Source organism: Streptomyces sp. a15, from assembly GCF_059026085.1.
This window is the reverse complement of sequence record NZ_JBWLKM010000005.1, coordinates 148,856-163,141: the sequence shown is the minus strand read 5'-3', so window position 1 is coordinate 163,141 and position 14,286 is coordinate 148,856. Positions and strand designations below refer to the sequence as shown.

Sequence of the window (14,286 nt, the reverse complement as noted above, 5' to 3'; positions counted from 1 at the left end):
GTCAGTCCTCCTTCGCGTAGTCGAGGGTGCAGCGACAGTTCGCCGTCTCGTCGGCATCGCCTGTGCTGTCACTGGGCCAGCGCAGCCCGTTGCTGAACACGCCGCCCAGCGGGACCTTCTCGCCGTTGACCGCGAGATGCTGGGAACGCGGGTTGGTACTGGTGGTCCGCCAGATCTTGAAGCCGAGGTCGGACGCCTCAGCCGCATCGTGGCCACCGAACGACAGGGCCTCCGTCGCCGCGGTTTCGCTGCGGGTCAGCGCTGCCGCTGCCCACACGCCGCCGGCCACCAAGAGGGCTGCGGCCACGCCGCCGTCCTCTGGAACGTCCTCAACCGCCGTGACAGCCGCTTCTTCGCCGGCCAAGTCGTGCAACTCGGCGTGATGAAGGGCCGCTACGGCAAGCCACGGCTCCATCACCTCGACTGACCAGCCGTCTTCAGTCGGGTTGAACTCCTCCAGGACGCGGCGAGCACCCACCAGGCCGAAGCGGACCATGAAGTCCGCGATGACCTTGACGAACCGTGCCTGCCGGACAGCACGGCCCGACTCCCACCAGGCCTGTACTGCTTCTGCATCCTCTGGTTCCGCCTCTGTCAGCCGAGCGAACTCGTCCGCGGTCAGGTCCTTCAACGCGGTGACGAACTCCTCGCGCAGTTCATCGTCTGAGGCGGTCTGCGAGGACTGCCCGGCCTTGGCCGCCACCTGCCGGGCCTGCGCTTTTGGGAGTGCGTCAGCCTCCGGAGCCGTGTCCCGCGGGCTGGCGAGTCCGCCCTGGGTGACGTTGAGCGGCACGATCAGTTCATCCCCGCCCTCGAGGCTCGGCAGGTTGTTGCGGGCCCGGATTTCGTTGCGGGTCATCCACGGGCCGCCTGTCGCAGTCGATGCCGCGGAAGCCTGCGATTCGAAGTCTCCGCGCATCTTGGCGTCCACGTTGAACTCGCAGTAGACGTCCTTGTTGTCCGGCAGGTCGGGCAGGATCTGCACGCCGAACTCCTGCTGCAGGTCTACCGTCCAGGGCCCCAAGGTGTCCTGGTACAGGTGGGCGTGCTGCTCCTTGATGTTGGAGTAGGTGGCGTGGTCGAGAATCCCGATCAGCGGCGGTGGGATGTAGTAGAGGGCCGCGACCTCCTCGCGGGTCAGCTTCCGTGCCTCGATGTACTTGGCCTGCTCGGGGTTGAAGCCGACCGGCTTGTAGTCCATGCCGTCCTCGAGGATCGGCGTGCCGCCCTCTGCGCCGCCGCCCTGCGAGAACGTTCGCCACATCTCGCGGAACCGGGCCTTCTCCTTCGTCCCCCAGTCGGGGGCGTCGGCCGGCCGGACGAGGACCCCGGTCAGGCGGGCCCCGCTCTTCCACATCTGGGCTCGGGACTTGGTCGCCTCGGCGGATTCGAGGATCAGGTCCCGTACGGCCTCGATCGGTGATTCGCCGTAGGTCATGTCTGCGGGTGAGTAGCCGTGGATGTGAATGACCTCGTCCACCGCGAACTGCCGTCCGCCCGCGGTCTCGTAGTACTCGGGGGCGATCCAGTTCCCGCCGTACGGACGGATCAGCGACGGTGGGACGGGCAGGATCCGCAGGCGCCCGTTGAGCTTCAGCTTGATCCCGTAGAAGTTGTCGTACAGCGCGCGGTCGGACACGATCCGCTCGATGAAGCGGTACTGCGTCATGCGGGGCAGCGGCTCGGCGAGCAGCTGCGCCAGCGGGTGATCGCGCAGCCGCTCGCGGTCGGTGTCGCTGATACGGCGGAAGACGTGCACGCCGAGCTGGGCGATGTTCCGCGCGATGAACCCGATGACCGTACGGACCTGCGGCTGCGTGCGCCAGATCGTCTCGTACTCCCACGGCTGCGCCCGGAACGTCGCCGGCGCGTAGGCGGGCAGTACGCCGGCCCCGGTGGTGGCCAGTTCACCGGAGCTGACCACGAACGCCATCAGCTCTCACCGCCCGCCAGGACCTGGATGAACTCCACCCGGGCGCGCTCGACGACGACCTCGCCGTCCACTGCCTGCGGGGCACGGCCGGGCTCGAGGAGCTCGGCGTCCCGCAGCACCAGCAGCGGGCCGCGCTTGGCCCACAGGATCGCGCGGAACGCCTTGTCGGCCAGGTTCACGACGACTCGCTTGCGTACGGCTGTGCGACGCCACGCGAACACGGCGACCTCCCTTGGTAGGGCCGCTACCGTGGCGGCATGAAGATGAGCTTTCGACAGCCCGCTCCCGCCGGTGAGATCTTCGCGGCGGGTGCCTTCGACGGGCAGGTCGGCAATGAGGTGCCGGTGAACATCCCGGGAGAATCCCCGAAGACGGGGCGCATCGTTGCGGCGCAGGTAGCCGGGGATGGCCAGTCCGTTGAGTTGACGATCGACGTCGACTGGCAGATGCCGGCCCCTGAGGCTGCGCCGTCGGGCTCCTACGGTGCAGCGTTCGGGTTCCGTTAGACGACCATGATTTCGTCGTCCTCGCCTTCGGCGTACCGGGACTTCCGGCGCGGCGGGCGAGCGAGGATCTCGGACATGGCGGTCAGCAGGGCGGACACGCCATCGATCTTGTCGCCGGAGTTGGCCTTGTCCGGCTTGACGTTGCCCGCAGGGTCCATGACGACGGCCAGGTTGTCGACGCACCAGCGGGCGACGGGATTGCCGCCATGGCGCAGCACGGTCCGCTCCGGCGTTCCCTGCAGGATGAGCCGCTGGGTCTCCTTCAACACCGGCGACATCGTCTGAAAGCCCTGCCGAACCTTGACCAGGTTGGCCCGCTCGGATACCAAGTCGTTCGTCAACTGGCTCGCGTTCCACGGGTCGTAGCCGATCGAGCGGACACGGAAGGTGTCTCGGTCCTTCCGTATCGCTGCTTTGATCCAGTCGTAGTCGGCGACGTTGCCCGGGGTGGCGGTCAGCCAGCCTTCCCTGACCCACTTCGACGCGGCCTTCGCCGTGCGCTTGTCCAGGGCCTCGAGGTTCTCCTCCGGCGTCCAGAACCGCCACAGCGCGTCCAAGGTGCCGTCCCCGTCATTGGGGAACAGCCAGCACAGCGCGCACAGGTCGGACGTCGCGGCGAGGTCCAGGCCGCCCCAGGTGTCACGGCCGGCGAGCACCTGCTCGTCGACCATGCCCGCATTGCGGTTCCACGCGTCCAGCGGCAGGTACTTCACGTCCTGCCGCGTGCGGATACCCAGGTGCAGCCGCTTGAAGGAGGCCAGGTCGACGGGCGAGGACTCGGCCTTGCGCGAGGCCTTCACCAGGTACGCCCTCGTCGGGGAGACACCGAACCCCGGGTTGGCCGCGCGCCAGGTCGCCTCGGCGTGCGGGTCCGCGTCATTGTCCGCAGCGAAGATGACGCCGTACACGCTGTGATCGGTCAGGACCCGGCGGGCCAGCTGCTCAATCCGCCGGCGCTTGTTGTCGTACGGCGTCTCCTTCTTGCCGGTGTCGGCGGTCGTGATGACCACGCCGAGCGGCTGACGCCGGGAGCCGGTGCCGGACTCCAGCGTCTCAAGCATGTCCGGCGTCTTGTGGATGTGCAGCTCGTCGCACACGTAGCAGTGCAGGTTCGCACCGTGCTGCGCGTCGGCCACGTTCGAGATCACCTGGAAGTACGAGCCAGACCGCTGGTGAAGGATCTTGTCCTTGAGCGGCTTGACGTGTCCCTTCAGCGCAGGCGCCGAGTCGGCCAGGCGTCGGATCGGATCGAAGACGAACCGCGCCTGGTCCTTCGTCGTGGCCGCGGCCAAGACCTCCGCACCAGGCTCACCATCGGCGCACGTCATGTAGATCGCGATGCCGCCGCACAACGTGCTCTTGCCGTTCTTGCGCGGCACATCTACGTACAGCTCTTGGACGATCCGCACGTAGCCGTCCGCGGCGTCGTCCCAGTGAACCCACCCGAAGACCGGGGCGATCACGTACGCGACCTGCCACGGGTCCGGCCTCAGCGGCTGTCCGGCCCACTGACCCTTGGTGTGCCGCAGCTTGGAGAACGCGTTGATGACCTTGTCGACGCGAGCCGGGTCGAACACCGCGCCCGGGGCCTCGCCCGGCGACGGCGTCTGGAACAGCGGGGGGCAGTCCGGCAGCGGGATCCCGCGCGAGACCAGGTACCAGGCGACCTCGGGCGAGAGCTTCAGCTCATCGAGCGTCTCCTGGTCCGGCAGCCCGATCGTGTCCGTGCGCTGCGCCGCGCGCGGCTTGCCCGGCTTGCGTGAGCTACGCGAAGGGGTTGTCGTCCTCGCCATCGTCGGCCCCTCTCGCCAGGGCCTGCTCGCTCGAGGGGGTCAGGCCGAACTGACTGGCGTACGCGCGCAGTTCGCGGCCGGCGGACCGGGCGATCGACACGGCCGGGTGCGGCACGGTGCGCGTCGTCTCGCTGCCGGAAGCGCTGATGGTCGTGACCTCGGACGTGATGCCCTCGCGGGTGACCGTGCGGGTGGCCGTGACGAACTGGGACCACGTCTCGCAGTACGCGGCGAACGTCGCGCGGTCCTCCTCCTTCAGCAGGTCCAGACGCTGCAGGCCAGGCGCTACGCGCCGCCACTCGGCACGAGCCTCGGCGCTGAGCCAGGTCGGAGGGTTCGGAGCGATGCGACGGAAGGCCGGCCCCGGATTGACCTTGCGCCCGCCGGAGTCGGTGCCGTTCCCGCGACCGCCGATGAGCTTCAACGCGGCGGGCTGGGCAGTGCGACCCACGGCGATCACCTCCTGACCTGCAACTTCACTCAGCGTGACTGTCCGGGGGGCCCACCGCCCGAAATTTTTTCTGAGACGGTGTGTGCCGCTCTGGCCGCGGCGGTCCCCCAGCGATCTTGAGTCGTGATTTCGACTCCCCTACCCCCCGGCGACTACTCGGCTGGGTCTCGGTTTCGCGAGCGTTTCCGGCGCGCACGACGTGATCCCTCGAGGGCCTCGCGTGCCGTCTTCTCGCGGTGGCAGGGCTCAGAGTGGATCAACCCGAGGTTGTCCAGGTCGCGGGGCGCTCCGCCCTGGCTCACTGGGATCTTGTGCTCGAGCTCGTCGGCGTCTTCGCCTCCGCAGACGTAGCAGCAGCCGTTGTCGCGCCGTGCCACCTGGGCCTTGAGCGTGCGCATGGTGCCGCTGCTCATGCCGTATCGATCTTGAGGGGATGGTCTGCCACGCCACGGTTCGCGCTGGTGGTCGTCGCAACGACCGTGTGTCGTCAGGGCGGTGCACTCTGGTTCTGCGCAGCGGGAGGGTGGGGATGTTGGCATGGCGATCACCTGCCTCGGGTCACGGAGGTGGTGTGGTTGCCGTGTCAGCACGGTAGGCGGCCAGGGCGGCCTTCACCTTGGCCTCGCTGCTGTCGGCGCTGTCCCACCGTTCGATGGCCTGCCAGAGGTCGGCAAGCCGGGTTACGCGTACGGCGGCGCGGGTCTGCCACTGGCGGAAGAGGACGAGGAGTTCCTCGGTCTCGCGTGCGGCGTCCTGGGCGTAGCCGAGGCCTGCGAGGCGTTCGGCCATGGCCTCCAGGTCGTGTTGCCGGGCTTGCAGGTCCTCGAGGTCTGCGATTTCGTACAGCCAGTTGTAGCTTCCGCCGCTCACGACGGGTGCCGCCCGGCTGCGATGCGGGCCTGGGCGTTGCGGATCTCCCGCTCAGCCTGGTCACGGAACGCGGTGAAGTCGCCCTCGACGCGGAGGGTCACGGGCTCACGGTCGAGGGTGATCTCGTTGGCCGGGAGATCGATGGTGTTCTCGAAGCACAAGACCGCGCGGGCCCCGGTACGTGCGACGAAGTCGCCGTCCTGGAGGTCATTGCGCAGGGCCTCGAAGGTGAGCTCGTCGCGCGGGACCTGGTCGAGGATGAGGAGGTACGGCGTGGTCATGTCGTCGCCGTGGTGCTCGGTGGGGAGTTCGAGGATCTGGAGGCGGGGCATGCGGGTGCCTGCTTTCAGGGGTCGTCAGTGGATGCTTCGGTGTAGCCGTCGTTCTCGAGGTGCTGGGCGGCGGTGATCATGCCGAGGCGGGTGATCCAGTCGAGGGATTCCGAGCGGGCGCCGCTCATGCTGACGGTGCCGTCTGCCTTGATGATCCGGAGGATCACGTACGCGTCGGTAGGAAGGTCGCCCTCGTCGAGGGTGGCCTCTACGCCGAGGGCGTCGATGATCTGGCCGATCTTCTGCTCGGGCATCAGATGCCGAAGGCGAGGAGCTTGAGTTCCGCGTTGTCGACGTCGACCTGGAGCTGGCTGCCGTAATCGCCGGTGGGGAAGGGGCCGAATCGGCGGGTGCTTGAGATGGGGATGCTGACGGCGCGGGGTGTGACTGCCTGGCCGTCGACGGCGCCGGGGAAGCGGAAGGTGACCGTACGGGCCACGGTGGAGCCGCTGTTGCGGACATCGAGGAACATCTTCCCGTTGTTCGGGATGACGTGGTTGTTGACGGCGTCGCCGTTGGTTTCGGCAGGCGCGGCGACGCCGGCGCGGGTGATCTGAGTGACGGGGACGGCGGTGCGCGGCATGGCGCCCTCCAGGTGTGTGTGGGTGACGCCGGGGGCGGCGCAGGGTGTTGTGGGTGAGCCGGCGCGGCGGACGCGGGCACGACGAAGGCCCCGGGATTCGTCTCGCCGGGGCCTTCGTGTTGCGTTCTGGGCTGTCCGCTTTTGGACATGGGTGTGCGGGAAGATCGTGGCGCATCGATTCGCGCACGTCAAGCAGGGTTTACCGCGTGGCGCGTTGACCTGCCCGCGTGGGCTTGGGCGCGGTCTTGGCTGCGATGACGTCGTCGAGGCGGTAGATGGGGCGGCGGGGTGAGCCTCCGTAGCGTTGGAGGAGGCCTCGGCGGACCCAGTCGCGGATCGTGGCCGGGTCTACGCCGCAAGCCATGGCGGCCAGGTTGGTCGTGAGCAGGCCGGGCGGCAGGTGCGTGTACTCCATGTGGCCCATGGTGCAGGAGAGCAACCGTGGGCGGCGGGGCTGGGCGCGTTGTCCTGCGGTGGGGTGCGCCCGCTCCCGGGGGTGTCGGCAGCGGGCGCCGTGTGCCTAGTTGATGGCCCACTCGACGGGCTCGCCGCCGCTGGGCTCGTACACCAGGCGGTCGGGCTTCGTGTCGCTGGGGACGGGGTAGGCGATGAGGCCGGCGGCGCAGCGCCCGGCCTTCACGGCCTTGTCCATGGGGTACTCGGGCTTGGGCATGTCGCCGCCGGACGAGCCAGTGATCTCGACGCTGGTGCCGTCCTTGTAGGCCAGGGACCATACGGATTGGTCGACGGAGAAGGTGGTGCCTTGCAGGTTGCACACCTTGACGCTGGCGGTGGCCCAGATGTCGCCGCCCTGGAAGTCGAAGGGCTTCTCGGGCTGAGGGCCCTTGTAGGGCTGCTGGTACTCGAGGGCCTGGACGGTGAAGTGGACGTCGTTCTCGGTGTCGTCGACGGTCTTCTTGGCGCCCATCTTGAGGACACCGGCATCGGCGTCGGCTGCGGCCTGGGCGGTCGGTGAGGCCGGGACGGTCTGGGTGACGGTGACGCGGATGGTCTCCGGCTCGCCGCTGCTGCTACAGGAGGTGGCAGTGGCTGTGATGAGCAGGGCGGTGCAGACGGCTCTACGGACGTGCATGGTCCCCCCAAGGACGTTTGGTACTGAAGGGGCATCATGCGTCGCATGGCGGTTGTACGGAGTTGGTGTGTCCGTGTTGTGACCGTCGCGGTAACGGTCACGGCGAGTCAGTCTTCGGCATCGTCGGCGAGCGCTACCTCAACCTGCTTGATCTTCCCGGACGTCGACAGCTCCGCGCGGATGTGATTGCCGCCGGGGACGCCGGCCTTGCGGGCGTCCTCGACGAACTGGGCGAGCTCGTCGAGGGTCATGTCCTTGTCTTCCCCTGTGGCCCGGATGGCAGTTGGCATGGGCCCAGGATGACGTACGAGGGCCCCGTTGTGACGGGCGTGCGCGCAGCGAGGCCCGTTGGTACGAGGCGTTGTGGTCATTCAGCCGTAGTCGTGCGGCGGTATGCGCGACGCCCCTTGAGGGCTTGGGCGGCGGTGGCTCCAGTCCAGCGCTTGGTGCCGTCGTCGGTGCTGTCGGGGGCGGGCCAGCGGCCCCGGGCGAGGTCGGCGCGGATGGTGCCGGCGGTGATGCCGATGCCTGCCGCCTCGAGCTCAGCGGCGGTGTAGAGGCGGCGAGGGTCGAGGTCGACGGCCTGGCGGTCGATGTGGTCGCGGACGAACCGGTCGATGGCGTCGGGGTCGTACTGGACGCGGCGGCCGCGCTTCTCGGGCAGGGGCTTGGGCCAGGCTGGGTGGCGGCGCCAGGTGTTCTTCACGGTGGTCAGGGGACGTCCGAGGCGTTCTGCGACCTCCTCGACGGTCTCGGGCGAGCGAGGGGCCGCGGGTTGCTCGCGGTCTACCATGGAGGTTCTGTCCTTCCTCTTGGGTGGGATGGATCCGACCGGCGAGGGTTTCGCGACGGCGCTTGCGCCGAAGGCTTCGGCCTGGCCCTTGCCGGTCTCTCGTCTTCAGTGGATACCGCCCCCGGCTGGGTGCCGGGGGCGGTAAAGGATCAGTCAGCCTCGTTGATCACCAGCCAGAGGGCCAGGGACTTCAACTCCTGCTCCGCGTGCAGGAGGTTGACTCCTGCACCCTCGGCTCGGGTGTCCTCGTACCTCGCAGCGCACAGGGCGTAGAGGTCGATGGCGGCCAGAAGGTGAATGCAGCCGCTGTACAGCTGCATCGTCTGGAGCTCACCCATGGGCTGATCGTGGGCGACCTCGGAAACCCGCTTGATGGCGGGGACTGCGTCCGAGGCGGGGATGTGATGGTCGGTCGGGAGACCGATCTTCACGGGGAGCGCCCCGCAGATGTCGACCAGCATCGTGTAGATGAACGAGATGGAGTGCGCGAGCGACTCCATGATCTCGTCCTGATGGTCAGCCATGTGACTGTCCTTCCACTGTTGAGTTGAGATGGATCCGAGTTCGGGGTTCGCGGCCCCTCCCTCTTGAGTAGTACTTTACAGCGCTTGAGTAGTGGATTGCAACACCCTTGGGCGAGGAAAAGCCCCCGGATCCGCGCGGGATCCGGGGGCCGTCGCCGTCCTACGCCAGGCGCCAGCCGGACAGCCGGTCGTCGCCCCCGACCTCGGCCGTCAGTCGCGCACCTGCGAGCTCGCGCACGGGTACACCGGCGGCCTCGGCGATCTCGGCGGCCGCGTATCGCTGAGGCTCGCCGCGCTCCTCGGGCGGGACGTCGGCGACGATCTCGGCCTGGTCACCGATGAGCAGCAGGACTCGTACGTTCACGCGATCATTCATGGAAGAGATCCTCTCGTGCCGTCAGGCCAGCTGGTCCGGCTCGGTGATGCCGTTCTGCTCGCGCATCGCGCGGTCGGACTGGGTGGTGAACTGCTGCCGCTGCTCCGGCGTCCAGGTGGCTACCTGCTGCGGGAGGTCGGCCACGGTCTCGGCCAGCTTGTCGGTCTCGCTCTTGCTGCTGAAGAGGCCCATGATGGGTGTTCCTGTCTCTCGGGATGGGTGGACCGGGGCGGGCCGCAGCGTCTTGGCGGATGGGGCGGCCCGCCCCGGGGTCTAGTGCACGACGGCCGCGGCCGTCGTGGCCCAGCCGACGATGAGGGCGGCGATGGCGCGGCCGCGGTTCAGCGCGGTGAGTGTCGGGTCATCGGTCGCTCGCCTTCCCGGTACCGGGGGCTGGTGCCGAGTGGTCCCTGGATGCCTCGGCGAAGAAGCGGTTGACGAGGTCGTAGACCGTGAAACCTGCGTCAGTGCGCTCTACACGCACCCCCTTCTCCCCGCCCCCTTCTAGGCCGTTGTTGGTGTTGGTGTTGTCGCCTGACCTGCAACAACAACCGTTCCCGTGTGAGTTGGCGGCAGGGGAGCGGGCGGGCGGGATGTCGTCCTTGTGGACGGCCGGCCCATTCCCCTCTCGGGTGCGCACGGCCTTCCACGTGATGCCGTCCTTGTCGAGGAGAGCCTTGACGGTCTTGGTGTTGGGGAGCTTCAGGTCGTCGCGGAGCCGGGTGAGGAGGACGCCGTTGTCGTCGCCGACGAGGCGGCGCAGCGCCTCGCCGACGTCCGGCCGCGCCGCCTCCTCCTGCTCCCCCGCGGCGGGCTCGCTGCGCCGGTTCGCGATCCAGGCCCGGACCTTCTGCCAGCTGAGGCAGGCGATCACACCGAGCACGATGTACGCGGTCTCCGGCAGCACGGCGACAATCCCCCACATGGCCAGCAGGGCGACGGCCAGGAGCACGGCCTTCGCGGTGCGTTCGCTCATCCCGCCGGACTCCCCCGGCTCCTCGGTGTCTGCCTCGGGCGTCTGCTGCTGCTCGTCGTCGTTCATCCGAAGACTCGCGTGAAGCCCTGTCCGGCGAAGTTCACGCCGGAGCCGAGTGGGATGGCCGCGACCCCAGCGACGTTGCCGGACAGGGCTATGAGGATTCCTGCCAGGCACCCGAGAAGGATCTTCGACTTGGACTGCTTCGGGCCCCACTTGAGCAGGCAGACCAGCACGATCGTGAAGAGGAAGACGATGACGTAGCCGCCGTCGGTGAGGACGATCTGCTGGGCGCGGGTGACGTCGGGGGCGTTGCCGCCGATACCCCAGACGAGTGCGGCGTATCCGGCGACGTTGCCCGCCCACAGGCCGACCCAGGAGACTGCGCCCAGGACGGACCAGGCGCCGAGGGCGGCGAGCGCGGCGAGCATCCCGTACAGCAGGGACAGGACGAACGGGACGAGGGCGCCGAGCCTCTTCTTCTCCTTCATGACCCAGCGCATGACGAAGGCGAGGATGATGCCGACGCCGAGGGCGACGCCTCCGAGGTTGATGGCCATGTACGGCATGTCAGTGGCTCCAGATGGCCGCGACGTACGCCACGGCGAGGCAGAGGGCGGTCACGGTGCAGGAGACCGGCCAGAGGTAGAGGCCGGGGGCGCGGCGGGGCGCGACGATGCAGAGGCCGGCGGCCGCGAGGACGGTGGCGAGGGGCCAGATGATGAGGCCGATGGGCATCAGACCCTCCCCGACAGTGCGTCGCGGAGCCGCTGGGCCTTGGGCTGGCCGACGCGGAGTTCCGTTTTGAGGGTCTGGATGGACGCGGGCCGGCCGTGGGTACGGAGGTGGTCGGCGTCGACCTGGCGGGCCCGGGCGAGCAGGTCGTCCCAGCTACCCGTACCTGGCGTACCTGCCGTCTCGGGCGTGCTCCCTACTTCAGGTAGCGCGGGGTCGGGTACGGGTACGGGGTCTACCTGGACGCGGGTACGGGCCTGCTCGGTGTCGGCCGCGTGCTCTGCTTCGTTGAAGCTGCGGAGGTAGGACCGGGTGCCGCCGCCGACGGCGACCGAGACGTCGGGCAGGTCGGGTACGCGGGCGTGTACCTCGGTGCGGGTAGGGCGGCGGCGGATCATCGCGGCGGGTACGGCGGAGGCGAACTCGCGGCGTACTCCGGCCTCGGTGGTGAGGTCAAGGTGCAGGCCACCGGACTGGTAGGCGTACTCGATGGTGTCGGGTACGGCGGGTAGAGGCGCACTGTCCTCGACGGGCCCGGCGTCGAGTTGGGGCCGCTCGGGCGTGGCAGGTGCCGCCGCGAGTGCGGGGTCCGGGGTGGCGGCGCGGAGGGCGATGCGTACCTGGGTCTCGGAGACGGGTACGCCGTACCTGGTGGACAGTGCGGCGAGCTCGACCGGGGTGGCGTCGGGGTGTGCGGCGTGGATCAGCAAGATGACGTCGAGCGGGTCCATCCGACGCAGTTCGGCGCCGGTGACGCCGAGCGGGGTGGCCGGGTAGGGCTCGGGCACGGGCACAGGTACCCAGGGCGAGGTGACGGGTACGGTGCGCAGCTCGGCTGCGCCGCGGCGGGCGGCGAGTTCCTGCATGAGGTGGTGGCGCTGGGTGCCGTCGACGGCAGCACCGGACCGGTGGACGCTTGCCTTGAGGGCGGCCCTTCCCCACGGGCCCAAGTGCTTGCGGGAGGCGAGGCGTACGGCGCGGGCGGTAGCGCGGTCGCGGGTGACCTGGGCGGCGGTGCGTCCGCGTACAGCGAGGCCGAGGTAGGACAGCAGCCGCTCGCGGAGCTCGTGACCGATCTGCGCGGGCAGGCCGGTGGACAGGGCCTCGGGGCGGGCGACGCGGATCTCCAGACCCATGGCGAGGTGCCAGAGCAGGCCGGCCATGACCGGGCCGATGACGGCGCGGACGGTGCCGCCCCAGAATCCGGACTCGCTGTAGGCGGGGATGATCTGGATGCCGGTGATGCACCAGACGAGGACGCCGGGCACGCCCGGGGTGCCGGCGCCGCCGTCGATGGCGGTGGCCTTCTTGTTGGCACGGGCCATGACGGCGCAGGCAAGCAGGGCGATCTCACCGGCGGCGAACATCACCAGGCGCTCGTCGGCCTCGGTCATGCCGAGGCGGTGCTCGGCGAAGCGCCAGGACGTGTCGGCGGTGTAGGCGGTGCAGACGAGGGCGCCGATGCCCGCGGTGAGGACGGCGCCGCTGGTGCGGCGGACGATGAGGGCGCAGGTGGCGGTGAGCAGTGCGACGAGGACGCCCGCGGCCAGGAGGACGGCCACGGGGTGGTCGGCCGACCATGCGATGGGCTGGTCCAAAGACACGTGGGCTCCAAGGGAAGAGAGGTAGGGCGGCCCCGCGTGGGGGTGGGACACGGGGCCGCTGGTCAGCGGGCGGGCAGCGCGACCTGCAAGGTGATCTCGGAGTCGGGGTCGTACAACTTCAGGAGCGGGAGCCGCACGGTGTCCTCGTCCAGCACGGCGGCGGGTGCGGCGGTGTCGAGGGTGACCTCGGCGCCGTGCTGGCGTGTGCCCCAGCCGGTACGGGCGCAGGTCGCCATCCCCCACCAGCGCATGGCGCGCAGGACGGTCCATGAGCCGAGGACAGCGAGGGGCATGAGCAGCCACGTCGCGCAGCGGTGGCGGATGCGTTCGTCGGAGCGGATGACGCCGAGGTAGCGCAGGGCCTGGGCCCAGCCGATCAGTAGCGGCACGATCAGGAAGGTGGCGGGCGGCTGGTTGCCGTAGCGCAGCGGTTCGATGATCAGGAGCCAGGCGAGGACGCTCGTGGACAGGGCGACGGTGAACCAGCGGATGAGGTGCGCCCAGTACGCCCAGCCGGTGACGGGGAGGTAGCGCATCCGCCATAGGGATCGGATGGTGGAGCCGCGCATCCAGCGCATGTACATGCGGGCGAAGTGGCTGGCGCGCTCGGGCAGGGCGGTGAACACCACGGCGGACGGCTGCTGGACCGTACGGCCGCGCAGCAGGGCGTACAGGGTGAGCAGGGAGTCGTCGGAGAAGCCGACGGGGCGGCCCATGAACGTCTCGCCGAGGTAGGAGTCGAGGTTGTCCCGTACGACACCGGCCCGGTAGGCGGCGAGGGGCCCGGAGTTGACGAGGACGGCGCCCATCGCCGAGAGCGCGGACCGGTCGGTGAGCTGCCCGGTCACGAACCACAGGTCGGTGATGCGGGTGAGCCAGTTGGTGCGGTGGTTTGTCGCGAGGACGATGCCGGCGACCGACTGCACCCGGGCCTTCGCGAACGGAAGGAGGAGCTCATCGAGGGCGTTCGGTGCGAGGCAGGAGTCGGAGTCGACCGTCACGTACACGTCGGCCTGGGGGCTGGCATGGACGCCGGCGGCCTGGGCGTGGCGCTTGCCGCGGTTGGGGGTGCGCTGCCACGTGGTGGCTATGCCGGCCTCGGCCGCCGCGCGTAGCCACCAGGCCCGTACGGCCGCGTAGTCGCCGCTGGTCGATCCGTCGTCGACGACGTGCACGGAGTCGGGTCGTCGGGTCTGGGCGAACAGCGACTCAAGGCCGAGGCGCAGGTACCCGTCGTCTTCGTTGTAGACCGGGGCCAGGACGGCGACGTGCAGCGCGTCGAGCTGGCGGCGCGAGCGCGGGGACGGGCGGCGTACCCGCTCGCAGTGGTACATGAGGGTCTGCACGAGGAGCAGGAGGAAGGTCACCGACCAGACGGCGGCGAGGCGGCTGCCGGTCTGCTGCCCGTAGGCGGCGGCCTGGACGGCGTGGTGTGCGGCCCACGCGGCGGCGGCGAGGAGGGTGACGGCGGCGGAGAGTGCCATGCCGGAGCGGTGGACGCGTGCGGCGAGGAGTGGTCTGGTCATCGCTGGCCTGCCCCGCGGCCGCGGCGGAACCCGAAGCGGATACAGAGGGCGCCGCCGAGGACGATGGCGGCCGCGATGGCGAGGAGGTACCAGCCGGTGATGACGGTGCCGCCGATGACGATGGCGCCGGCAGCGGTTCCGGTAGAGGCGAGCTTGGCGTGGTCGGACACGTGGGTTCCTGTTTCTGGTAG

Annotated in this window: 23 protein-coding genes; 1 reads left to right on the top strand and 22 read right to left on the bottom strand. The window is 69.4% G+C overall.

Going from position 1 to position 14,286, the window contains the following annotated elements:
• Position 1: 1 nt before the first annotated feature.
• Together AC5P09_RS08335 and AC5P09_RS08330 are read right to left on the bottom strand one after the other, a co-directional pair.
• Complete coding sequence (locus AC5P09_RS08335) at positions 2–1,933, bottom strand: phage portal protein (protein ID WP_493873203.1); 1,932 nt, start codon at positions 1,931–1,933, stop codon at positions 2–4.
• Positions 1,933–2,154 (bottom strand): hypothetical protein, encoded by a 222-nt coding sequence (locus tag AC5P09_RS08330; protein WP_493873202.1) that lies wholly within the window; start codon positions 2,152–2,154, stop codon positions 1,933–1,935. The genes AC5P09_RS08335 and AC5P09_RS08330 overlap by 1 nt, the downstream gene beginning before the upstream one ends.
• A 36-nt stretch (positions 2,155–2,190) precedes the next feature.
• On the opposite strand from AC5P09_RS08330, the gene AC5P09_RS08325 reads away from it, so the two are divergent.
• Positions 2,191–2,439: a hypothetical protein gene (locus tag AC5P09_RS08325; protein WP_493873201.1), complete on the top strand. Its 249-nt coding sequence runs from the start codon at positions 2,191–2,193 to the stop codon at positions 2,437–2,439.
• Here AC5P09_RS08325 and AC5P09_RS08320 read toward each other — a convergent pair.
• The 20 genes from AC5P09_RS08320 to AC5P09_RS08225 form a co-directional block, all read right to left on the bottom strand.
• A complete protein-coding gene (locus tag AC5P09_RS08320) occupies positions 2,436–4,232 on the bottom strand; it encodes a terminase large subunit (RefSeq protein WP_493873200.1) in 1,797 nt (598 codons plus the stop codon). The two genes, AC5P09_RS08325 and AC5P09_RS08320, sit on opposite strands and share 4 nt — an antisense overlap.
• A complete protein-coding gene (locus tag AC5P09_RS08315) occupies positions 4,204–4,683 on the bottom strand; it encodes a phage terminase small subunit P27 family (RefSeq protein ID WP_493873199.1) in 480 nt (159 codons plus the stop codon). Before AC5P09_RS08315 ends, AC5P09_RS08320 begins: the two co-directional genes overlap by 29 nt.
• Before the next feature lie 152 nt (positions 4,684–4,835).
• Complete coding sequence (locus tag AC5P09_RS08310; RefSeq protein WP_493873306.1) at positions 4,836–5,081, bottom strand: HNH endonuclease; 246 nt, start codon at positions 5,079–5,081, stop codon at positions 4,836–4,838.
• Between the two features lie 160 nt (positions 5,082–5,241).
• Entirely contained in the window at positions 5,242–5,553 is a 312-nt protein-coding gene (locus AC5P09_RS08305) for a hypothetical protein (RefSeq protein ID WP_493873198.1), read from the bottom strand.
• Positions 5,550–5,885 (bottom strand): hypothetical protein, encoded by a 336-nt coding sequence (locus AC5P09_RS08300; RefSeq protein WP_493873197.1) that lies wholly within the window; start codon positions 5,883–5,885, stop codon positions 5,550–5,552. The genes AC5P09_RS08305 and AC5P09_RS08300 overlap by 4 nt, the downstream gene beginning before the upstream one ends.
• A gap of 14 nt (positions 5,886–5,899) precedes the next feature.
• Positions 5,900–6,139, bottom strand: coding sequence for a hypothetical protein (locus AC5P09_RS08295; protein ID WP_493873196.1), 240 nt, complete (start codon positions 6,137–6,139; stop codon positions 5,900–5,902).
• Positions 6,139–6,468, bottom strand: a complete 330-nt coding sequence (locus tag AC5P09_RS08290; protein WP_493873195.1) for a hypothetical protein — start codon at positions 6,466–6,468, stop codon at positions 6,139–6,141. The genes AC5P09_RS08295 and AC5P09_RS08290 overlap by 1 nt, the downstream gene beginning before the upstream one ends.
• A 199-nt stretch (positions 6,469–6,667) precedes the next feature.
• Positions 6,668–6,883, bottom strand: coding sequence for a MerR family transcriptional regulator (locus AC5P09_RS08285; RefSeq protein WP_493873194.1), 216 nt, complete (start codon positions 6,881–6,883; stop codon positions 6,668–6,670).
• A 105-nt stretch (positions 6,884–6,988) separates the two neighbouring features.
• On the bottom strand, positions 6,989–7,561 hold the full coding sequence (locus AC5P09_RS08280; RefSeq protein ID WP_493873193.1) for a DUF4352 domain-containing protein: 573 nt from the start codon (positions 7,559–7,561) through the stop codon (positions 6,989–6,991).
• A 107-nt stretch (positions 7,562–7,668) separates the two neighbouring features.
• Complete coding sequence (locus tag AC5P09_RS08275; protein ID WP_493873192.1) at positions 7,669–7,851, bottom strand: hypothetical protein; 183 nt, start codon at positions 7,849–7,851, stop codon at positions 7,669–7,671.
• Between the two features lie 77 nt (positions 7,852–7,928).
• A complete protein-coding gene (locus AC5P09_RS08270; RefSeq protein WP_493873191.1) occupies positions 7,929–8,354 on the bottom strand; it encodes a hypothetical protein in 426 nt (141 codons plus the stop codon).
• Between the two features lie 149 nt (positions 8,355–8,503).
• Positions 8,504–8,878: a hypothetical protein gene (locus tag AC5P09_RS08265; protein ID WP_493873190.1), complete on the bottom strand. Its 375-nt coding sequence runs from the start codon at positions 8,876–8,878 to the stop codon at positions 8,504–8,506.
• Between the two features lie 160 nt (positions 8,879–9,038).
• Positions 9,039–9,254, bottom strand: coding sequence for a hypothetical protein (locus tag AC5P09_RS08260; protein ID WP_493873189.1), 216 nt, complete (start codon positions 9,252–9,254; stop codon positions 9,039–9,041).
• Between the two features lie 21 nt (positions 9,255–9,275).
• Positions 9,276–9,446, bottom strand: coding sequence for a hypothetical protein (locus tag AC5P09_RS08255; protein ID WP_493873188.1), 171 nt, complete (start codon positions 9,444–9,446; stop codon positions 9,276–9,278).
• A 169-nt stretch (positions 9,447–9,615) separates the two neighbouring features.
• Positions 9,616–10,296, bottom strand: coding sequence for a hypothetical protein (locus AC5P09_RS08250; RefSeq protein WP_493873187.1), 681 nt, complete (start codon positions 10,294–10,296; stop codon positions 9,616–9,618).
• Positions 10,293–10,799 carry a hypothetical protein gene (locus AC5P09_RS08245; protein ID WP_493873186.1) on the bottom strand — a complete coding sequence of 169 codons (507 nt, stop codon included), beginning with the start codon at positions 10,797–10,799 and terminating at the stop codon, positions 10,293–10,295. Before AC5P09_RS08245 ends, AC5P09_RS08250 begins: the two co-directional genes overlap by 4 nt.
• Before the next feature lies 1 nt (position 10,800).
• Positions 10,801–10,968, bottom strand: a complete 168-nt coding sequence (locus AC5P09_RS08240) for a hypothetical protein (protein WP_493873185.1) — start codon at positions 10,966–10,968, stop codon at positions 10,801–10,803.
• Positions 10,968–12,569 (bottom strand): hypothetical protein, encoded by a 1,602-nt coding sequence (locus tag AC5P09_RS08235; RefSeq protein WP_493873184.1) that lies wholly within the window; start codon positions 12,567–12,569, stop codon positions 10,968–10,970. The genes AC5P09_RS08240 and AC5P09_RS08235 overlap by 1 nt, the downstream gene beginning before the upstream one ends.
• A 62-nt stretch (positions 12,570–12,631) precedes the next feature.
• Positions 12,632–14,095 (bottom strand): glycosyltransferase family 2 protein, encoded by a 1,464-nt coding sequence (locus AC5P09_RS08230; protein WP_493873183.1) that lies wholly within the window; start codon positions 14,093–14,095, stop codon positions 12,632–12,634.
• A complete protein-coding gene (locus AC5P09_RS08225) occupies positions 14,092–14,265 on the bottom strand; it encodes a hypothetical protein (protein WP_493873182.1) in 174 nt (57 codons plus the stop codon). The genes AC5P09_RS08230 and AC5P09_RS08225 overlap by 4 nt, the downstream gene beginning before the upstream one ends.
• Positions 14,266–14,286: the final 21 nt, after the last annotated feature.